Source organism: Citrobacter sp. Cpo061, assembly GCF_030332845.1.
Lineage (GTDB): Bacteria > Pseudomonadota > Gammaproteobacteria > Enterobacterales > Enterobacteriaceae > Citrobacter > Citrobacter portucalensis.
The window spans coordinates 307550-328246 of record NZ_JAOWHB010000054.1 but is presented as its reverse complement, the minus strand read 5'-3'; the positions used below and the strand labels follow the sequence as shown (position 1 = coordinate 328246).

At 53.1% G+C, this 20697-nt stretch carries 19 protein-coding genes; 7 read left to right on the top strand and 12 right to left on the bottom strand.

Going from position 1 to position 20697, the window contains the following annotated elements; all coding sequences use genetic code 11:
- The 4 genes from menB to pmrD all read left to right on the top strand — a co-directional run bounded on the left by menB (position 1) and on the right by pmrD (position 3600).
- Entirely contained in the window at positions 1 to 858 is an 858-nt protein-coding gene (gene menB, locus OGX97_RS21725) for a 1,4-dihydroxy-2-naphthoyl-CoA synthase (RefSeq protein ID WP_003027671.1), read from the top strand.
- Positions 858 to 1820 (top strand): o-succinylbenzoate synthase, encoded by a 963-nt coding sequence (gene menC / locus OGX97_RS21720; protein WP_008785338.1) that lies wholly within the window; start codon positions 858 to 860, stop codon positions 1818 to 1820. The genes menB and menC overlap by 1 nt, the downstream gene beginning before the upstream one ends.
- The gene (gene menE / locus OGX97_RS21715) at positions 1817 to 3241 is read left to right on the top strand and encodes an o-succinylbenzoate--CoA ligase (RefSeq protein ID WP_279850737.1); all 1425 of its coding nucleotides are present in this window, start codon (positions 1817 to 1819) and stop codon (positions 3239 to 3241) included. Before menC ends, menE begins: the two co-directional genes overlap by 4 nt.
- Positions 3242 to 3336: 95 nt before the next feature.
- On the top strand, positions 3337 to 3600 hold the full coding sequence (gene pmrD / locus OGX97_RS21710; RefSeq protein ID WP_008785336.1) for a signal transduction protein PmrD: 264 nt from the start codon (positions 3337 to 3339) through the stop codon (positions 3598 to 3600).
- Between the two features lie 2 nt (positions 3601 to 3602).
- On the opposite strand, the gene arnF is transcribed toward pmrD, so the two are convergent.
- The 8 genes from arnF to nudI all read right to left on the bottom strand — a co-directional run bounded on the left by arnF (position 3603) and on the right by nudI (position 11689).
- Positions 3603 to 3989: a 4-amino-4-deoxy-L-arabinose-phosphoundecaprenol flippase subunit ArnF gene (arnF, locus tag OGX97_RS21705; protein ID WP_191226977.1), complete on the bottom strand. Its 387-nt coding sequence runs from the start codon at positions 3987 to 3989 to the stop codon at positions 3603 to 3605.
- Positions 3989 to 4324 carry a 4-amino-4-deoxy-L-arabinose-phosphoundecaprenol flippase subunit ArnE gene (gene arnE / locus OGX97_RS21700; protein ID WP_279850738.1) on the bottom strand — a complete coding sequence of 112 codons (336 nt, stop codon included), beginning with the start codon at positions 4322 to 4324 and terminating at the stop codon, positions 3989 to 3991. The genes arnF and arnE overlap by 1 nt, the downstream gene beginning before the upstream one ends.
- A complete protein-coding gene (gene arnT / locus OGX97_RS21695; RefSeq protein WP_218659712.1) occupies positions 4321 to 5979 on the bottom strand; it encodes a lipid IV(A) 4-amino-4-deoxy-L-arabinosyltransferase in 1659 nt (552 codons plus the stop codon). Before arnT ends, arnE begins: the two co-directional genes overlap by 4 nt.
- A complete protein-coding gene (gene arnD, locus OGX97_RS21690; RefSeq protein WP_218659081.1) occupies positions 5976 to 6878 on the bottom strand; it encodes a 4-deoxy-4-formamido-L-arabinose-phosphoundecaprenol deformylase in 903 nt (300 codons plus the stop codon). The genes arnT and arnD overlap by 4 nt, the downstream gene beginning before the upstream one ends.
- Positions 6875 to 8857 (bottom strand): bifunctional UDP-4-amino-4-deoxy-L-arabinose formyltransferase/UDP-glucuronic acid oxidase ArnA, encoded by a 1983-nt coding sequence (gene arnA / locus OGX97_RS21685; protein ID WP_235127128.1) that lies wholly within the window; start codon positions 8855 to 8857, stop codon positions 6875 to 6877. The genes arnD and arnA overlap by 4 nt, the downstream gene beginning before the upstream one ends.
- A complete protein-coding gene (gene arnC / locus OGX97_RS21680) occupies positions 8854 to 9837 on the bottom strand; it encodes an undecaprenyl-phosphate 4-deoxy-4-formamido-L-arabinose transferase (RefSeq protein ID WP_042307134.1) in 984 nt (327 codons plus the stop codon). The genes arnA and arnC overlap by 4 nt, the downstream gene beginning before the upstream one ends.
- Positions 9838 to 9839: 2 nt before the next feature.
- Positions 9840 to 10979, bottom strand: a complete 1140-nt coding sequence (gene arnB, locus OGX97_RS21675) for a UDP-4-amino-4-deoxy-L-arabinose aminotransferase (protein ID WP_235127129.1) — start codon at positions 10977 to 10979, stop codon at positions 9840 to 9842.
- 284 nt (positions 10980 to 11263) lie between these two features.
- Complete coding sequence (gene nudI, locus OGX97_RS21670; protein WP_235127130.1) at positions 11264 to 11689, bottom strand: nucleoside triphosphatase NudI; 426 nt, start codon at positions 11687 to 11689, stop codon at positions 11264 to 11266.
- A gap of 317 nt (positions 11690 to 12006) precedes the next feature.
- Between nudI and OGX97_RS21665 the strand changes: the two genes are divergently transcribed.
- Both OGX97_RS21665 and OGX97_RS21660 read left to right on the top strand, forming a co-directional pair.
- Positions 12007 to 12549 carry a YfaZ family outer membrane protein gene (locus OGX97_RS21665; RefSeq protein ID WP_008785326.1) on the top strand — a complete coding sequence of 181 codons (543 nt, stop codon included), beginning with the start codon at positions 12007 to 12009 and terminating at the stop codon, positions 12547 to 12549.
- Positions 12550 to 12628: 79 nt separating this feature from the next.
- A complete protein-coding gene (locus OGX97_RS21660; RefSeq protein ID WP_218659082.1) occupies positions 12629 to 13825 on the top strand; it encodes a nicotinamide mononucleotide deamidase-related protein YfaY in 1197 nt (398 codons plus the stop codon).
- A 38-nt stretch (positions 13826 to 13863) separates the two neighbouring features.
- Here OGX97_RS21660 and OGX97_RS21655 read toward each other — a convergent pair whose 3' ends face one another.
- From OGX97_RS21655 to glpA, 4 genes are all read right to left on the bottom strand, one after another.
- On the bottom strand, positions 13864 to 14817 hold the full coding sequence (locus OGX97_RS21655) for an Rpn family recombination-promoting nuclease/putative transposase (RefSeq protein ID WP_218659083.1): 954 nt from the start codon (positions 14815 to 14817) through the stop codon (positions 13864 to 13866).
- Between the two features lie 183 nt (positions 14818 to 15000).
- Entirely contained in the window at positions 15001 to 16191 is a 1191-nt protein-coding gene (gene glpC / locus OGX97_RS21650) for an anaerobic glycerol-3-phosphate dehydrogenase subunit GlpC (RefSeq protein ID WP_218659084.1), read from the bottom strand.
- On the bottom strand, positions 16188 to 17447 hold the full coding sequence (gene glpB, locus OGX97_RS21645; RefSeq protein WP_198801521.1) for a glycerol-3-phosphate dehydrogenase subunit GlpB: 1260 nt from the start codon (positions 17445 to 17447) through the stop codon (positions 16188 to 16190). Before glpB ends, glpC begins: the two co-directional genes overlap by 4 nt.
- Positions 17437 to 19065, bottom strand: a complete 1629-nt coding sequence (glpA, locus tag OGX97_RS21640; protein WP_032944055.1) for an anaerobic glycerol-3-phosphate dehydrogenase subunit A — start codon at positions 19063 to 19065, stop codon at positions 17437 to 17439. The genes glpB and glpA overlap by 11 nt, the downstream gene beginning before the upstream one ends.
- 270 nt (positions 19066 to 19335) lie before the next feature.
- On the opposite strand from glpA, the gene glpT reads away from it, so the two are divergent.
- The gene (gene glpT, locus OGX97_RS21635) at positions 19336 to 20694 is read left to right on the top strand and encodes a glycerol-3-phosphate transporter (RefSeq protein ID WP_235127134.1); all 1359 of its coding nucleotides are present in this window, start codon (positions 19336 to 19338) and stop codon (positions 20692 to 20694) included.
- Positions 20695 to 20697: the final 3 nt, after the last annotated feature.

Genomic DNA, 20697 nt, shown 5'->3' with positions numbered 1-20697 from the left:
ATGATCTATCCTGATGAAACAATGCTTTACGCACCGGTAGAATGGCACGATTGTTCTGAAGGCTATACCGACATTCTTTACGAGAAATCCACCGACGGTATCGCAAAAATCACCATTAATCGTCCACAGGTACGCAATGCCTTCCGTCCGGTCACCGTGAAAGAGATGATCCAGGCGCTGGCGGATGCCCGCTATGATGACAACATCGGCGTAATTATTCTGACCGGTGCTGGCGACAAAGCGTTCTGCGCAGGCGGCGATCAGAAAGTGCGTGGTGACTACGGTGGATACCAGGATGACTCCGGTGTGCATCACCTGAACGTACTGGACTTCCAGCGCCAGATTCGTACCTGTCCGAAACCGGTAGTAGCGATGGTTGCAGGTTTCTCCATTGGTGGTGGCCATGTGCTGCACATGATGTGTGACCTGACCATTGCGGCTGAAAACGCCATCTTTGGTCAGACCGGCCCGAAAGTCGGTTCTTTCGACGGCGGTTGGGGCGCTTCCTACATGGCGCGCATCGTCGGTCAGAAAAAAGCGCGTGAAATCTGGTTCCTGTGCCGTCAGTACGATGCGAAACAGGCGCTGGATATGGGTCTGGTCAACACCGTGGTTCCGCTGGCGGATCTGGAAAAAGAGACCGTACGCTGGTGCCGTGAAATGCTGCAAAACAGCCCAATGGCGCTGCGCTGCCTGAAAGCCGCACTGAACGCCGACTGTGATGGTCAGGCTGGTCTGCAGGAGCTGGCAGGTAACGCTACTATGCTGTTCTACATGACGGAAGAAGGTCAGGAAGGCCGTAACGCCTTTAACCAGAAACGTCAGCCTGATTTCAGCAAATTCAAACGGAATCCGTAATGCGTAGCGCGCAGGTATACCGCTGGCAGATCCCCATGGACGCGGGGGTGATTCTGCGCGACAGGCGGTTAAAAACGCGTGACGGGCTGTACGTTTGTCTTTGTGACGGCGAGCGCGAAGGGTGGGGAGAGATCTCCCCGCTGCCGGGCTTTAGTCAGGAAAGCTGGGAAGAGGCGCAAACCGAGCTGCTGGCCTGGGTGAAAGGCTGGCTGCAAGGGGATGACTCCTTACCGCAACTGCCTTCGGTCGCCTTTGGCGTAAGCTGTGCGCTGGCCGAACTGGCTGGCGTATTGCCACAGGACGCGGACTATCGTGCTGCGCCGCTGTGTACCGGCGATCCTGACGATCTGGTGCTACAACTGGCGGATATGCCGGGCGAAAAAGTGGCGAAGATCAAGGTCGGTCTGTATGAAGCGGTCCGTGACGGCATGGTAGCCAATCTGCTGCTTGAGGCGATCCCGGAGCTGCATTTGCGACTTGACGCCAACCGGGCCTGGACGCCGTTGAAAGCTCAGCAGTTCGCGAAATACGTTAATCCGGAATATCGCGGACGCATTGCCTTTCTCGAAGAGCCGTGCAAAACCCGCGATGATTCTCGTGCCTTCGCGCGTGAAACCGGCATTGCCATCGCCTGGGATGAAAGTCTGCGTGAAGCAGATTTCACCTTCGAAGCTGAAGAGGGCGTCAAGGCCGTGGTTATCAAACCTACGCTGACCGGCAGTCTCGATAAAGTCCGTGAACAGGTGGCTGCGGCGCATGCGCTTGGTCTTACTGCCGTTATCAGTTCGTCAATCGAGTCGAGTCTGGGCTTAACCCAGTTGGCGAGAATTGCCGCCTGGCTAACGCCGCAGACCATTCCGGGTCTGGATACCCTGAGTCTGATGCAGTGCCAGCAGGTACGCACCTGGCCGGGTAGCACGTTGCCGTGTATCGACGTTGATGCGCTGGAACGTCTGCTATGACCCAGCAGGAAATGCCCGATAGCGTGAGCTTATCGGGCCTGGTGCAGTTCCGTGACTGGCCGTGGCGTCACTGGCGACAGGTTCGTGCGAAGGCGCCAGCCTTACGCCTCAACGATGAGGTATTAAGCTGGAGCGATCTCTGCACACGTGTAGATCATCTGGCCTGCGGTTTTGCCGCTCAGGGCGTGGAAGAGGGCGATGGTGTTCTGCTTCGCGCCTGGAATCATCCACGCGCTTTGCTGGCCTGGCTCGCGCTGCTGCAATGTGGGGCGCGGGTTTTACCTGTGAACCCACAGTTGCCTCAGCCGCTGCTTGATGCGCTGATCCCGGACTTAACGCTACGTTTTGCGCTGGATCTGGAGGCCGCTATCGAACTTCCGGAACTCAGTCCGTTACAGATGCGGTCGTTACCAGGCGATCACGCCGCGGCGTGGTTGCCTGAACGTTTGAGCACGATGACGTTAACTTCAGGTTCTACCGGATTGCCAAAAGCGGCTGTTCATACCTGTCAGGCGCATCTGGCAAGCGCGCAGGGCGTCCTGTCATTAATGCCGTTTGGTGCTGAGGATGACTGGCTGCTCTCGCTGCCGCTGTTTCATGTTTCCGGCCAGGGTATTTTGTGGCGCTGGTTGTTCGCCGGAGCGCGAATGACCGTGCGCGACAAGCAGCCGCTGGAGCAAATGCTGGCTGGATGTACCCACGCTTCACTGGTGCCCACGCAGCTGTGGCGCTTGCTGGTCAACAACACGCCGGTCACACTCAAAGCGGTACTGCTGGGAGGTGCGGCAATTCCTGTTGAATTGACGGAGCAAGCGCGCGAGCAAGGGATTCGTTGCTGGTGCGGTTACGGATTAACGGAGTTTGCTTCTACGGTCTGTGCGAAAGAGGCTGATGGTCTGGCAGATGTGGGTTCCCCCCTGGCGGGCAGAGAGGTAAGAATCGTTGATGATGAAGTCTGGCTGCGTGCCGCCAGCATGGCGCAAGGTTACTGGCGTAACGGACAGCTTATTCCTTTAGTGAACGCGGAAGGCTGGTTTGCAACCCGCGATCGCGGCGTGCTGAAGGACGGCAAGTTAACGATTGTCGGTCGTATGGATAATCTGTTTTTTAGCGGCGGGGAAGGTATACAGCCGGAAGAAGTGGAACGCGTGATTGCAGCGCATCCGCATGTTCTACAAGCCTTCATTGTGCCGATAGAAGACAAAGAGTTTGGCCATCGCCCGGTGGCTGTCATTGAGTATGACGCTAATGCTGGAGAAACTAATCTCGAAGAGTGGGTAAAAGATAAGCTAGCCCGCTTTCAGCAGCCGATTTGTTGGCTAACATTGCCGCCCGAGCTCAAAGCAGGAGGAATTAAAATTTCGCGCCGTGCGTTATTGGATTGGGTAAGTGCTTCATCATTAACATTAAGAAAACATTAATAGTATTTCTCGTTATTGTCATTCCGCAGCTATTGTCCTTTTGTTTATGAGCTAATGTGTAACCTATTGTGAAATTTATTAACAATAGGTGCGCTATGGAATGGCATGTGAAGAAGACCTGCTGTCACAAAAAAGCAGGGAGGCTCTATATCGTACTTTGCGATAGCGGTGGTTCGCTCAAGATGCTTGCCCAGGCGCAATCATCTGAGCGGATTAAGCCCGGCGATCTTCTTTCGCCGCTGAAGGATGCTCAGTATTGTATTAACCGCGATACATCTCGGGTGATTAAGATCATTGATGCCAGACAGTACATTTGTGATGAATGGGAACGTCTGTTACGACTGTCTAAAGATAAATAATCTCAGGACAGGTGTTTGCGTGAAGGCAGAAAAATCGTCATTAGCCCTGCCATGATGCACAGTACTCCTGCCAGCGCTTTCACTGAAAATGTTCCCTGCCAGCCGGGCAGGATCATTGAGGCAACCCACACCAGCACATAGCTCAGGCTGAGCAGGGCATAGGCTTTGCTCAGCGCGAGTTGGTGTAGGGCTTTATGCCAGCAAATAACCGACAGCAAATACCCTGCCAGCCCGGCATATAAAGCAAACGCACCAATACTGACAGAGAATACGGCGGAGATGAACGCCAGCGGCTGCAGCATTGGCGGCAGATTATCCATTGCAAAGCCAAGGCTCAACTGGGCAGCAGAGGTGATAATAACGCTACATAATCCCCAAAATACGCCCATTACACTGCACTCCCAAGAATAAATATGCCGGTAATGATCAGCCCAACGCCCAGCCAGTGGCGGGTTGTGACGGGTTCGCGCCAGATTTTCCAGGCCGCGAGAGTTACCCATACAAAGTTAAGACTCAGCATGGGATAGGCAATACCGACAGGAATGTTTTGTAAAACCGCCAGCCATAGCAGCATGGCCAGACCGAGGCTTGCCAGAGCAAGCCCAACCCATTGCGTAATGTAGCGTTTTCGCGCACGAACAGACACCGGTCGGGTCGCCTGCTTCTGGCATAGCTGGCCGCAGACGCTGAGCAGGCTGGAGAGGACTAAGGCTATCCAGATCATTTGGGCCGATACTGAATCAGGACCAGACGCCCCTGATTATCAATGTAGTCAGCGGGAGGGATGGCAAGCTGATTAATATCTTCATCCTTACCGACAGAGAGCACGAGCGTAATGTTTCCTTGTTGACGATGTTGTGCTAACCAGTCGGCAAAATTCTCCCGACTGACAAAGCGGCCTTGAGCATCCGGGTAGTTGAGACCGTATTTTAACTCGCCCGTTTGTCCGTACATCATGATGTCGTCGCGCTTCAGGCTCCAGGCCAGTCCCGCAGCCACGCCAACGCTGTCGGTGAGAATATAACGGCTCGGCTCCAGCGATTCTTTGGTCATCTCGACAAAAAACTGCGGCTGTTTAGATTCCATCACCCGGTCAGGAATGGAGAAGCCAAATAACAGCGCCAGCCCTAATGGGCATAGTGCTGCGAATTTCCAGTTCTTCTCGCGGTTATTTAGCGTATACCAGCCAAAAAGCGTCCAGATGATAAAGATGCCCCAGGCACAAAAAACCTTATACGTTTCGATATGCGACCAGACCGGCGTCTTCAATGGTCCCAGCGTGGAAACAATAAACGTAGCGACGATGCCGACGACACCAAATAGCACGTTGATCCAGCCATTGATGCGCAGGGATGCTGAGTCTTTTTCCGCAGCCTGCAGGCCGAAGCGCGCCGTTAATATCGCTAGCGGCGCGAAGCAGGAAAGAATATAGGTCGGCAGTTTTCCTTTCGCGATGCTGAAAAACAGGATTGGCATAATAATCCAGCTTAACAGGTACAGAGCACTGCGCGGAACATCCCGCTCACGCCAGCCCGTACGCAGCGCGCCGGGAAGCAGACCGAGCCACGGTAATGTGCCTGCCACAAATATCGGGATGTAGTACCAGATAGGAGCCTTATGCTGGGCATCATCCAGCGCAAAGCGCTGAATATGTTCAACCCAGAAGAAGTAATGCCAGAAATCCGGTTCGCGTTGTGCAATCGCTATACCCCACGGTAGTACGATCGCGATGCAGCCGATCACCGCCAGCAGACCGTAGAGAATGAGGTTTTTCCAACGCTTTTGTGCAAAAACCCACGGCAGTACGCTGAGTACAGGAACGGCGAGTGCCAGAAAACCTTTGGTCATTACACCCATACCGCAGGTCAGCCCAAGCAGCAAAAAAGCGATGATTTTGCGTGTTCTGGTGGTGGCCTGCATGCCTTCCCAAAAACAACACATGCCCGCCATCAGCCAAAGCGCAATGATGGGATCAAGTACCGCGTAGGTGCCGATGCTGTAAACCGAAAAAAACGTTAAAAAGATAGCGGAGGAGAGTACGGCGGTACGCTTATCATGCCACAGTCGCATGGCAAGCCAGGCTACCAGTAATGCGGTCAACAAAGTGGCAAAAATAGCACCCGCTCTGACACCAAAATTATTGGCGCCAAACAACCATTGTCCGATGCTGTTCAACCAGTATCCGGCAATTGGTTTTTCAAAATAACGCAGCCCTAAAAAGTGTGGAACGATCCAGTCACCAGAGTTGAGCATTTCCCGGCTGATTTCAGCATAGCGCGTTTCATCAGGCTGCCAGAGCATACGGCTGTTGATAGGTAAAATAAAATACAGTGCGATTAAAGCGATAAATGCCAGAGTGTAGCGGGCAGCAGGTTTCATGGTGTCACACTCACCGGTTGTTGGCAGCCGAGCCATCCCTCTCTGCCGGGTATTTTTCCACGTACTATCTGTCCTAACGGCAGCGTACTGATGTCGTCAGGTAACAGCTCGCCAAGCGGGCAGAATGTCATCCCCATATCGGCAGCGCGAATGAGCAACTCGTCAAAATTCTGATGAAAGGCGATACCTTCAACTTCCGCATGAATGGTGTACACCGGTGTTCCTCTGCTCATCTGGATGTGGGAGAGAATATAGGAGTTGAAGTCCACCGCCTGGACCTCCTGACCAACCACCTCATCCCATGTTGGTAGGGTGACGGGAATTTGTGGCGTCCCCGTTTTCCCGGATTCCAGCACCGGACGAAATAACGACGTTCCCCGACAGTCACTGTTATAGCGCAGATGGAATGCTTCTTTGGCATGGACGACACGGTTGTCGGCACGCCATCCGGCAACGGCAGAGCAGGTGACTGGCTGACCGATGATGGCTTCAAGTGCGGTGATACCTTGCGAAATATCATCAATCAGCTGTTTGTCATTCCAGTTTCCGCTTCGCGCCTGCCAGGCGTGATGATCCCAGGCATGCAAACCGGTTTCATGAATCTGGGCGGTTTGTGCAATGATTGCCGCGTTGGCCTGGCCAATCTCTTTTCCCGGCCATGCGGTTCCCGCCAATAAAATATCCCATCCGTAGAGTGATGCTGCGTTTGAACGCAGCATCTTCCACAGAAATTGTGGCTTCACCAGACGCCAGAGATGGCGTCCCATGTTGTCAGGCCCAACGCTAAAGAAAAAACTTGCCCGAATGTTATGTCGGTTTAATGTCTCCAGCAGGCGGGGCACGCCTTCGCGCGTCCCCCTGAATGTATCGACATCAATGCGCAAGCCTACTTTGGTCATGATGTGTGTTCCGTGATATCCACACTGCGTAAGAAGAAGTCCAGCGTCTCTTCTACCGTTTCCTGCATCTCAATGGTCGGTTCCCAGTTCAGGCAGCGTTTTGCATTGCGAATGTTAGGCTTACGATGCTCAACGTCTTGATAACCTTTACCGTAGTAGCTGCTGCTTTCGACGTCACGGAAACCGGCAAACGGCGGGAACTGGTTACGCAACGGATGTTTTTCAAAGCAGGAAAGCAGCATTTCTGCCAGTTCCTGAATACTTGCTTCGTTCTGTGGATTACCGATGTTGATAATCTCACCGTCACAGCGGCCGCCTTCGTTTTCAATGATGCGGTACAGGGCTTCGATACCATCGCGAATGTCGGTAAAGCAGCGTTCTTGCTTACCGCCTTCAATCAGCTTGATCGGTGAACCTTCCACGAGGTTGAGGATCAGCTGTGTAATGGCGCGTGAGCTGCCGATACGCGCGGCGTTAAGGCTGTCCAGACGCGGTCCCATCCAGTTAAACGGGCGGAACAGGGTGAAGCGCAATCCCTCTTTTTCGCCGTATGCCCAGATAACACGGTCCAGCAACTGCTTGGATACGGAGTAGATCCAGCGTGGTTTATTGACCGGACCGACGATCAGATTCGAACTGTCTTCATCAAAGACTTTGTCGGTACACATGCCGTAGACTTCGGAGGTTGACGGGAAAATGATGCGCTTGCGGTATTTCACGCAGTAACGAATGATTTTTAGGTTCTCTTCAAAATCGAGCTCAAATACGCGCAGCGGGTTGCGGGTATATTCGATAGGCGTTGCGATCGCCACCAGCGGCAGCACAACGTCGCATTTTTTCACATGATATTCAATCCATTCGGAGTGAATGCTGATATCACCTTCGACGAAATGGAATCGCGGATGTTGCAGGAAACGCCCAATGGCGTCGCTGCCAATATCGAGTCCATACACTTCGTAATTATCTTCTTGCAGCAGGCGCTCGGTCAGATGGTTACCAATGAAGCCGTTAACGCCGAGGATCAGTACGCGAGTACGGCGTTTGCTGGTGGTCACTGACTGGCTGTTTAGGCGAGAACCTGGCACCAGACCCAGAACTTGCGCCAGTTGTGAACCCTGCATTGCAATACCATCGCCAGCTTGTCCGGTAATAATCTCCAGTGCACCATCGACACAGGCGATCAGTAAAGGAGACACTGAGATGACGGTGCCCGGCTGGGCCGCAATGTCGTTTGTGCAAACGCGCGATGACCAGACGGTGAACTTTTGTGTGCCAACATAGCTAAATGCGCCCGGCCACGGATCGCTGACGGCACGGACCTGGTTATGTAACTCCGCGGCAGGTTTGTTCCAGTCGAGGAAGCTATCTTCCGGCGTACGGCGACCAAAACAGGTAGCATCTACATCCTGTTGAGGGAATTCGGAGTAACTTCCCGCGTTGATGGCCGGCAGTGTCTGCTCCAGCAGATGACGTGCTGCCTGACACAATTTATGGTGCAGCGTTAACGCCACGTCTTCCGGTGAAATAGCGACACGTTGCTGGGCAACAATAGCACCGGCATCCGCGCGTTTGACCATGCGGTGAAGTGTGACGCCCGTTTCGGTTTCACCATTGACCAATACCCAGTTCAATGGCGCGCGACCACGGTATTTCGGCAGCAGCGAGCCGTGCAGATTAAATGCACCCTTAGGGGCAAGACTGAGGATCTCATCACTCAGTAAATGGCGATAGTAGAACGAGAAGATAACATCGGGTGCCAGTTGGCTAATGCGCTCAATCCACAGGGGATGATTAACCTCGTCTGGGGCGTAAACCGGAATACCGGCGCTGGCCGCGAGGCGGGAAACAGATCCAAAAAACGCTTTTTCACCCGGGTTGTCGGTGTGCGTAAAAATGGCAGCGATTTCATAACCTGCATCCAACAAGGCCTGGACACCCTGACATCCCATATCGTGATAGGCAAATACGACGGCTTTCATGCGCGGTTTTCCTCGGTTGACTGCGTAGTTTGTGGGCGGATAACGTGTTGAACAAAATAGCGGGGGCGGGCGCGGACATCGTTATAGATGCGACCGATATATTCGCCGAGTAAACCCATGCCAATAAACTGTGCGCCGATAAAGGTAAACAGGACGGCAAACAGCATGAATACCCCCTCCGCTGCCCACTGTGGGCCGAGCGTCAGGCGCAGAACAACAAGCAGGACTGATAAGGTAAAGCCCGTGGCAGCTATCACGCTGCCCAGCAGGCTCAACATGCGAAGCGGTGTTGTGGTAAGGCAAGTCACCAGGTCATACATCAGGTTGATCAGACGCATGAAGCTGTATTTGGAGTCACCAAATTCACGCTCTGCATGATGTACCGGGATCTCCGTGGCGCGACGGGCAAAAATGTTGGCCAGAATAGGGATAAAGGTGCTGCGCTCCTGGCAATGCAGCATGGCATCGACGATGTGACGGCGATAGGCGCGTAGCATGCAGCCGTAGTCGCCCATTGCTTTACCGGTGGTTCGTTGGATCAGATGGTTTATCATTCGTGAGGCGGTCTTACGAAATACGCTATCCTGACGGTTCTGGCGTACCGTGCCTACCACATCGAAACCCTCATCTGCAGTGGCGACCAACCGAGGGATCTCCTCCGGCGGGTTTTGCAAATCGGCATCCAGCGTGATGATCAAGTCTCCGGTGACATGGCTGAAACCGGCCATAATCGCAGAGTGTTGCCCGTAGTTGCGATTCAGTAAAATTGAGACAATATGGCTGTTCGGTGCCTGAGAGGCGTCCATCATCAACTGAGCGGAACGGTCGCTGCTGCCGTCGTCGATTAGCAGAATCTCATAGTCTTTGCCCAATTTTTCGCAGGCGGCACTGGTGCGTCTGATTAACTCTGGCAGGCTTTCCTGTTCATTAAAAACGGGAATAACCACCGAGACTTTTTTAATCGGTGTGGCTTCAAACATGCTCATTGTCCTGCGATCTCGCGAAGCGCCGTAATGACCCGCTGAGTGTCATCATCGGTCATGTCAGGGAATAACGGCAGCGAGCAGATGCGCGCGCTGTTCCATTCAGTATTTGGGAGCGAAAGGGTAGTGAAGCGTTCGCGATAATATTTTTGCGTATGGGCTGCACGAAAATGCAGACCGGTGCCGATATCTTTGGTCTTCAGCGCTTCCATCAGGGCATCTCTGCTCAACCCGCAGCGCGTTTCATCAACACGAATGATGAATAAGTGCCAGGCATGAACGTGCGACCACTGCGGTAGGCTCAGCGGCTGGAATGGAGTATCGGCCAGCGCTTTTTGATAGTGCTGGGCAATTTGCGCCCGGCGTGAATTCAGTTGTCCCAGCTTATTCAGCTGTACCAGCGCGATGGCGGCATTGATATCTGTGAGGTTGTATTTGTATCCTGGCGCAAGTACTTCGGCTTGTGGTGCCCGGCCGTAGGTTTGTCGATCAAATGCATCAACGCCCAGACCGTGAAACTTCAGGCTGCGAAGCCGCTGAGCAAGCTGGCTGTCGTCGGTAACGATCAGTCCACCTTCCGCACAGGTGATATTTTTAATGGCGTGAAACGAGAAAATTGCCGTACCGCGAGCACCGACATGACGGCCTTTATACAACGTCCCCACGGCATGGGCCGCATCTTCTATTACCGGGATGCCATAACGCTCGCCAATGGCATAAATTGCGTCGAGGTCGGCGGGGGCGCCAGCATAATGTACTGGAACAATGGCTTTGGTTCGTGGGGTAATAGCGGCTTCAATTTGCTCAGGTGTCACCATAAGCGTATCGCGGTCGACATCGATCATCACTGGCGTCGCCCCCAGCAAAACAATCATGTTGAGGGTAGAAACCCACGTCATCGACGGCGTAATGACCTCGTCGCCCGCACCAATGCCCAGCGCCATAAGCGTAATGTGCATTCCTGCAGTGGCGGAGCAAACGGCGACGGCATGCTTATTCCCCGTGAGCTGGCAAAAAGCCTCTTCCAACTGTTGATTTTTCGGGCCGGTGGTTATCCATCCAGAGTCCAGAACCGCCTTCACTGCGGCAAGTTCTTCAGCGCCCATGGCCGGGCGAGAGAAAGGCAAAAAGTCAGACATCATTATTCCTTCAAGCCATTTAACGCCACCGAAGTTTTATTTTTAGTGATAAACAGGGGCGTCGTTAATTATTTCATCAGGCTACAAAGGTTAATGACTGAAGGTTAATTTATCCTTAAGAGTTTAAGGTTTGGGAACGATAGCTAAATAGAGGTGTTTTTTTTGTTTATCTTAATGAAATTAAGTGTTTTTTAGGTTTTTGCGACATTGCTGTTTGCTATAAGTTGAAGAGTGCAATGCCGCTATTCAGAATGTTAATTATATGCCGTTATTAAAATGATAACCTACAGTAACCCTTTTAAGGTTAACGTTTTACGCGTGGCGATATTTAAATCGTAGGCACTGAGATCTTCCGGTTTAACCCAGGCGAATGCCTGGAACTCTTCGTTAATCTTCACTTCACGATTCGCTGCGACACAATCGAAGATAAGATAAATCATGTAAATCTCTTCCTGACTGCCATCAGCATAGGTTTTAGTGCGAATATCATCACTGAAGGTCCAGGGGGTAATTTCTGATAACACCAGTTGCTCGCCCAGCTCTTCCCTCACTTCACGGCGCAGAGCTTCTTCAATACGTTCACCCGGTTCAACACCGCCGCCAGAAAGCGCCCACTGACCGGGAAACACACCGCGGTCACCAGCCATTTTGCAGAGTAAATAACAGCCATCGTTTTGAATTAATGGGCAAACAATCGTTCTTTGGCGCATCAGTCGAGTCCTTGTTGGGGAGGTAGAGAAAATTCCGTCATGCACGCATCTTACCTTTTGCTGGCGGCAGAAAAAATGTTTCATCGGTGATTAAGAGCGCTATGGCAGGGAAAACAGGATGTTTGTTGAAAATGACGTTCTGGGACGTCCAACTGTGTAATTGGCACAAGAAATTAACCTTAAATAAATCTTGTGAGTAGTATTTAGTTACAATATGTCATTGCATCGCTTTTTTAGCTCATTGATTCCTCGCCATCTGACAGTACAATTCATCGGTTTTGGGGCTATGTTTTGATTCTTGCTGGAAAGGATAGAAAATGAAAAAAAGTTTAATGTTGGGTTTTGCCGGAATGCTGTTTGTTTCCGCGTCGGCGAGCGCGATTAGCATCAGCGGCCAGGCTGGCGAAGACTACACTAACCTGGGATTCGGTATGGGCACTGAGAGTACTGGTCTGGCCGTCAGCGGTAACTGGATGCATAACGATGACGACGGTGATGTTGCCGGGCTGGGTTTAGGTTTGAATATCCCACTGGGGCCGCTGATGGCGACCGTTGGTGGTAAAGGTGTTTATACCAATCCAAACGATGGCGATGAAGGCTATGCTGCCGCTGTCGGTGGTGGTTTACAATGGCCGATTGGCGATAGCTTCCGTCTGTTTGGTGAGTATTATTACTCTCCTGATTCACTTTCCAGCGGTATCGACAGCTATGAAGAAGCGAATGCCGGTGCGCGTCTGACCATTTTGCGTCCGCTGAGCATTGAAGCCGGTTATCGTTACCTGAACCTGGCAGGCAAAGACGGCAACCGTGATAACGCGATTGCTGATGGCCCGTACGTTGGGGTTAACGCCAGCTTCTAACATTTCTGGCGCGGCGTTCAGTCGCGCCTTACCCCCTCCATGCGTTATAGTGTTTTCATCATAAAAGCAGGAGAACACGATGTTAAACGTGGAGATGCTATCCACAGGGGATGAAGTGTTGCACGGACAAATCGTCGACACCAATGCCGCCTGGCTGGCCGATTTTTTCTTTAATCAGGGTTTACCGCTAACACGCCGCAGCACGGTAGGTGACAATCTTAACGATTTGGTCGCCGTTTTGCGTGAGCGTAGCGAGCACGCCGATGTACTGATCGTTAATGGCGGTCTGGGACCTACCAGCGATGATTTGAGCGCGCTGGCAGCGGCAACGGCAAAAGGCGAAGGGTTGGTGCTGCATGAAGCATGGCTGGCCGAGATGGAGCGATATTTCCGCGATCGTGGCCGCGTGATGGCGCCAAGCAACCGCAAACAGGCTGAACTTCCGGCCAGCGCTGAGTTTATCAATAATCCGGTGGGTACCGCGTGCGGGTTCGCCCTGAAGCTTAACCGCTGCCTGATGTTCTTTACACCGGGTGTACCGTCAGAATTCAAAGTCATGGTGGAGCATGAGATCCTGCCCCGTTTGCGTGAGCGTTTCTCTTTGGCTCAGCCCCCGTTATGCCTGCGATTAACCACCTTTGGCCGTTCTGAAAGCGACCTGGCGCAGAGCCTGGATCCGCTCCCGTTGCCTCCGGGAGTAACAATGGGTTATCGCTCCTCAATGCCGATTATTGAGCTGAAGCTGACCGGGCCGGATTCCCAACGGGAAGCGATGCTGGCGCTGTGGCCAGAAGTTAAGCGGGTTGCCGGGCAGAATATGATTTTTGAAGGTACGGAAGGCTTACCCGCGCAAATCGCCCGCACGTTGCAAGAACGGCAATTCAGCCTGACGCTGAGCGAACAATTCACCGGTGGTCTGGTGGCATTGCAGCTTTCTCGTGCGAATGCGCCACTGTTGGCGAGTGAAGTGGTTCCGCCTCAGGAAGAAACGCTGGCGCAAACGGCGCATTGGATAACCGAACGACGCAGCAAACATTATGCTGGATTGGCACTCGCGATATCGGCTTTCGAAAACGAACATATTAACTTTGCGCTGGCCACGCCTGATGGGACACACGCCTTGCGCGTAAGGCTGAATGCAAATCGCTACAGCCTGGCGATTCGTCAGGAAGTGTGCGCGATGATGGCGCTAAATATGCTGCGCCGCTGGCTTAACAATCAGGATATCGCTAGCGAACACGGCTGGATCGAAGTGGTTGAGTCGTTGACGATTTAATTATTGATTGGGAAGGCTAAATGCCTTCCCAATCTGGCTCATGCGGTGGTATCGCCAGGCAATAGCCCGGTAATTAACTGAACTAAATCACGATCAATACCTTGTTCCAGCATTATGTGAGCGATACGTAAGGCTTCTTCTTGCGTACCTTTTTGCACCCCTTGTTCTAACCCTTTTTGCATTCCTTGTTCTAACCCTTGCTGTATCCCTTCTTGCAGTCCATTTTGGTGGCCTTCCTGCCTGAGTCTCTCTGCAATTGTCATCAGCTTCTCCTTGTGATGGGGGGATCGTTCGGCAACTTCGCGGATAAACTCGCTGACGCGAGAAACGTCGCCGTACCGTATCAGGTAATTAAATAGCGTTTGTAGCTGGCTGTCATTAGCAGTGCTTGTAACTAATAGCGAGACCAGTCGATCCACTAACCCCATTAAGTCACGATCGCGGATATGTTTTTGCATCAACTCAAGCAGCGCAACCCTGCGATGCTGTGCGATTTCATCGTCAGGTATTACGGTAATGTCGACCAGCGGAAAAGCCTCTGAATACAGTTGTCGCGCCAGTTGCGGATTATCAAATTCATCCAGCCAGTTGAGCGACCAGGGATAGGGACTTTGTTGACCGTGATAAAACAGCATGGGGATCACCAGCGGCAGCGTTTTATTCCCGGCATCTAGATGATGCTGCATCGCCGCGGTGGCATAACGCATCAGGCGAAATGCCATATGCGGTACCGCGGTACTCTGATGTTCAATAACACAATAAATATAGCCCTGACCTTCGCGGGTTTTTAGTGACCACACTACGTCGGAGTAGCATGCGCGGAGATCTTGTTCGATAAAACTGGTGGACTCCAGCTTCAGCGTTTGTAAATCACATATCTCACGTAATGCGATAGGAAGGTGTATATCCAGAAAATCCCGAGCCATCTCAGGGTAAGACATTATCTTTTTAAAAACGGCATCATGTGGTGTAGATGTAGTGGATTTAGCCATGGTAGTCCGTCACCAGAAAGAGAAGATGGCGTGACGGTATCCACTTTTAATATGCGCTGCATGCGGGAAATGGGTTCTTTGCGTGGGTGAATCAGAGATAAATACGTCCGACTACAACGTATTCAATTAAGCGGAACGGGCTACGCAAAAATGCCCGGTAGCAAACACCACCGGGCAACAGAGTTAACCCAACGCTTTGGCAAGCAGGGTGATAGGATGTTCGCAGCGTTTGCTTGTAGACATCTCAATCTGCCATTTACAGGTTTCGCAGTCGGTGACGACGATATCAGCGCCGCTTTCTTCAATTTGGCGGAATAACGGTGCGCCAATAGACTGTGAAGTCGGATAGTTTTCCTTTTTAAAGCCGTAAGTCCCGGCAATCCCGCAACACTGAGAATCCAGCACCGTCAGCTCCAGCCCTGGAATTTGTCGCAGTAGCTCCAGCGTATAGAGCGTCCAGCCCATTTTCTCCATGTGACATGGCGTGTGATAGACCACCTTCAGCGGCAGCCTTTTCAGCGGCAGCGTTTTACCTTCATCCAGCTTGCGCCACAGCCAGCGGGTTGCCAGTTCAATGTGTTCACGCAGGCCTGAGTTGTCGACATCCAGCACTTCCGGATATTCATCACGTAGCGCAAAGGTACAGGTTGATGAGGTGGCGATCACCGGAATGCCTTTGCCATCAATCGCCTCTCTGAGTGAGGCCACGTTGCTTACTGCCTGCTTACGCGCTTTATCGGTAAAACCGTTGGCAATCAGCGGCACGCCACAGCATTTCTCTTTACTCAGCAGTTGCACGCCAGTACCCATCGCATTCAACACCTTGATCAGGTCTTTGCCGAGCTGGGGATGGTTGTAATTCACAAAACAGCCGTGGAAAAAGGCGACCTGATCCTGATACTGCGCCTGCTGTGCGGCAACGCTGCGATACCAGCGGCGGAAGGTGCCAAAGGAGTACTTCGGCAGCGTACGACGATGATCGATTTTTAACGCGTAATCCAGCAGTTGACGCACCGGTTTTAATGAGGTGGCGGTATTCACTATTGGGGCGAAGGGAGTGGATACGCTGCCCATTAAATCGGTATGGCTTAAGACAAAGTTACGCAACGATGGGCGCGTCGTGTCGTATTTGGCGCGCGCGCGCTGGATGATATCGCCGATTTTCACGTCTGACGGACAGGCCACTTCGCAGCGTTTACAGTTGATGCAGTATTTCAGCGCGTCGTCATATAGCGCGCCATCTTTCAGGCGCAGACGTTCACCGTCCGGGCCGGCCTGCTTAGGGCCCGGGTAGCTCGGATTGACGCGGCTTACCGGGCAGGCGGTGGTGCACACCGTACATTTGATACAACTTTCAAAACGTGTGTCGCTCATTGCTGTCCTCCTGCACGTTTCGCAATATGATGCGCGGCATGTAAGGCGCTAACTGCGCACACGCCGCCTCCGCAACCCTGGGCGATAGGGTCGAATCCGCCGAGGACAGAACCGATGGCATACATGTTCTCTATCGTTTTTCCCGCCAGTGATGGACGTAATGCGGTATCGGTTGTTACGCCAAACTGTTGCCACGGTTGTGGATCGAAAACATCACGCTGATACCACTCGGCGCGGGTAGCTGTTTGCTGTACATCCAGTCCCAGGATTGGTTCGTGGATTGCCTCACGCGTGGCGACCAGCCCGCTGCTGAAGAAGCTGCCGCTGGCGAGCACGGCGAAACGTGGCCGCAAGGGGATATCGGCATGATTTCGGGTCCAGATTTCGCTGACCACGCCATCCTGACAGGTGATTTTTTTCACTTCATCACCCGGCATCCACACACCGCCCTGGCGCACAAACTGGCGCTGTAATTTGTTGTGCAAACGCATGCCCAGTACCGAAGGTGGTAGGGTCGGTAACAGTGTCAGCGAGCAGGGGAGGCGCTCGTTAAGCCACTGCCAGAGCCGCTCATCTGCCAGGCCAAAGCAGGCTGGCATGATTATCATGTCGCAGGTTTTTGCCATTGGCAGCAATGCGTCATAGAGCAGCGACCATTTATCTTCGTTATCCAGCAGGCGTGCAATATTAACGGCACGAAACTCGGTTGGGTTATCACGCAGGACATCCAGCTCCGGTAGCTCGATTTCTGCCGTCTCGACGCTGAGATTGCGTTGGCGTAATGACGCCGCGGCGAGATGCGCCTGAAAATCCAGTAACCCGCTAATCCCTACAACGCAGATACGCTGCGCGGACAGCGGCCAGACCGGCACTTCCGGGGAACTTAACCAGGTTGAGCGCAGGGTGCCCAGCGGGGTAACACGTTGATGTGCCTGATGCACTTTGCCCTGCAAATGCGTTCCGCATTCTTCCAGTAAATTTTGCGCCTGTTGGGCCAGTTCCAGAACGTTCTGCGTTCCGATGGTGCTATACGGATGTGCGGGTGCCTGAGTGCGCAGCGCATTCAAACCCGCTTCTATATCCGTCACCGGCTGACCATCGGGTAAGCTGCTGAGCAAATCCAGTGAGCCGGAGGAAAAATGCAGGGCGCTTTGGCCGCGGGTAACAATCGTGCAGCGCAGTCCGCTTTTTTGCAGTTGCAGGCCACATAGCAGTCCGGCGAGGCCGCCGCCGATAATGACGGTATCAAATTTCATCCTGGTGCTCCTTTTCCAGACCACACAACCCTTGATAAACCCAGCGCGTGAATTCGCTTTCGCGCAGCGCATCTCCCCAGGCGATGGGCTGCACGCCTTTCCAGCGTTCGTTGAGGAAGTCGGAAAGCTGGGTAATGGACTGCGCTGCGGTAGTGACATTGAAACGTTGCAGCAAACCTGCGGCGCGACAGGCACACAATTCGCCCTGGCAGGTCCCCATTCCAACACGGGTACGGCGACGCAAATCGAGCAGGCTGTTGACGGTTAAATTCTCGACGGCGTATTGCACTTCGCCTGCGGTGACTGCTTCGCATTCACAGACCAGACTGCGGTGCTGGCGGCCTTCGCTAAGCCACGCAGGGGTGCGATCGCCGTGACGGTAGACCGCCGAGCCGCGCAGTGGAGCTGGCAATGAGATCACGCGTTTAAGCGTATGCTCGGTAGATTCCTGTGAGCCAGGCAGCGCGGTGTCTGCCGTTGTGCAAGGCTGGGTATTGCCCAGCTTACGGCAAACGGCATCGGTGGCCCATTCCGCCATCAGGCGGTAGGTCATCAGTTTGCCGCCGGTAATGGTGATAAACCCTTCCAGTCCGTCACGTTCAGCGTGATCGAACAGTACAATCCCACGGCTGACGTTACGACCGCTTGGGTCGTCGTCGCTGGCCACCAGCGGGCGTACGCCGGAGTAGGCGCGTAAAATGCGTGTTTTCGCCATAATCGGCGCCAGCTTCTCGCCTTCACGCAGCAGAATATCGACCTCTTCTGCGGTGACGCGGTTGCTGTCGATATCGTCGTAATCAATGTGCTGTGAGGTGGTACCGATCAGTGAAATGGTATCGCCAGGCACCAGAATATCGGCGTCAGAAGGCTTACGGCAGCGGTTAATGACATGCTGGTTAATACGATGATCCATAATCAGCAACGAACCTTTGGCCGGGAACATACGGATGCTCAGATCGGCATATTCCGCAATGCGTTGACCCCAGATCCCAGCGGCGTTGACGACAACCGGTGCATGCAGGGACTGCATTTCGCCTGTCAGATGATTGCGCACGTTAACGCCGCAAACCGTTGCGCCTTCGCGGATCAGTCCCGTCACTTCATGCGCCGTTAAGATAACCGCGCCATGCTCACGCGCATCCAGCATGTTAGCTGCTGTTAAGCGGAAAGGATCGACCGTGCCGTCTGGTACTTTTACTGCACCAATCAGCTGTGGATTCACAGAAGGTTCGATAATACGTGCCTGCTGAGGGTCAATCGCTTCTGCGCGAATCCCTGCCTCTTCACAGGCGCGAATAAAGGTGGCCTGGAAGGAAAGCTCATCCTCCGGCAGAGTAATAAACAGACCGTCCGTTGGCTCAACGCAATGACGGGCGATACGTTTCAGAATTTGGTTTTCGCTGATGCACTCACGAGCAGATTCAGCGTCGGTGACGGCGTAGCGTGCACCGCTATGCAGCAGGCCGTGGTTGCGCCCGGTCGCACCTGTGGCGATATCGTGGCGTTCCACTAAGATGACGCGCAACCCGCGCAGCGCACAGTCACGTGCGATCCCTGCACCTGTTGCTCCTCCACCAATGATAATCACGTCACTTGTTTGCGAGTCGCGAGTTTTCATTGTTTTTCCTCACAGTTCGTTTTTTATCATTTAGCCACATAAAAAACATGGGTTGTTTGATTTCGCGCATAATCGCTCATTATTCGAAAATGAAACGTGATTTCGTGCGCCTTTATGAACATTTGTCATAAATCTGTAACAATATGTGCTGCGTTTCACATTTTTGTTATGTATCTTTCCTTAACATCGCGGCCACACTGGGAGCGGTAGGGTAGTAATGACGAACTGCAGTGTTTACTTCGAATGAAAGACGGCCACGGAGGCTACACTATGTTGAGCATTTTTAAACCAGCGTCACACAGGGCGCGTTTACCTGCAGCGGAGATCGACCCGACATATCGTCGATTACGTTGGCAGATTTTTCTGGGGATTTTCTTTGGTTATGCCGCGTACTATCTGGTACGTAAGAACTTTGCCCTTGCGATGCCGTATCTGGTTGAACAAGGTTTCTCGCGTGGCGATCTGGGTTTTGCGTTGTCCGGTATCTCCATTGCTTACGGATTTTCGAAATTCATCATGGGGTCCATTTCGGATCGCTCGAATCCGCGCGTTTTCCTGCCAGCCGGTCTGATTCTGGCCGCCGCAGTGATGCTGTTCATGGGCTTTGTGCCGTGGGCGACATCGAGCATCGCGGTAATGTTTGTGCTGCTGTTCCTCTGCGGATGGTTCCAGGGGATGGGCTGGCCGCCGTGTGGCCGTACTATGGTGCACTGGTGGTCGCAGAAAGAGCGTGGAGGCATTGTTTCCGTCTGGAACTGTGCGCATAACGTGGGGGGCGGTCTGCCTCCGCTGTTGTTCCTGCTGGGTATGGCCTGGTTCAATGACTGGAAAGCGGCGCTGTATATGCCTGCTTTCGGTGCGATCGTCGTCGCGCTGATTGCTTTTGCCCTGATGCGTGATACGCCGCAGTCCTGTGGTCTGCCGCCTATCGAAGAGTATAAGAACGACTATCCGGACGATTACACCGAGAAAGCGGAAGAAGAGCTGACTGCGAAGCAGATCTTCATGCAGTACGTACTGCCGAACAAACTGTTGTGGTACATCGCTATCGCCAACGTGTTTGTTTATCTGCTGCGCTACGGCATCCTGGACTGGTCACCAACCTACCTGAAAGAAGTGAAGCATTTCGCACTGGACAAATCATCCTGGGCCTACTTCCTGTATGAATATGCGGGTATTCCGGGCACGCTGCTGTGCGGCTGGATGTCGGATAAAGTCTTCCGTGGTAACCGTGGCGCGACCGGCGTGTTCTTTATGACGCTGGTAACTATTGCGACCATCGTTTACTGGATGAACCCGGCAGGCAACCCGAACGTGGATATGGCTTGTATGATCATCATCGGATTCCTGATCTACGGTCCGGTAATGTTGATTGGTTTGCACGCGCTGGAACTGGCACCGAAAAAAGCGGCGGGAACGGCGGCTGGCTTTACCGGTCTGTTCGGTTATCTCGGCGGTTCTGTGGCCGCGAGCGCCATTGTTGGCTACACCGTTGACTTCTTCGGTTGGGACGGCGGCTTTATGGTGATGATTGGCGGTAGCGTGCTGGCGGTTATCCTGCTGGTGGTCGTTATGATTGGCGAAAAACGCCATCACGAAGAGATGCAACTGAAACGTAACGGGGGCTAATAG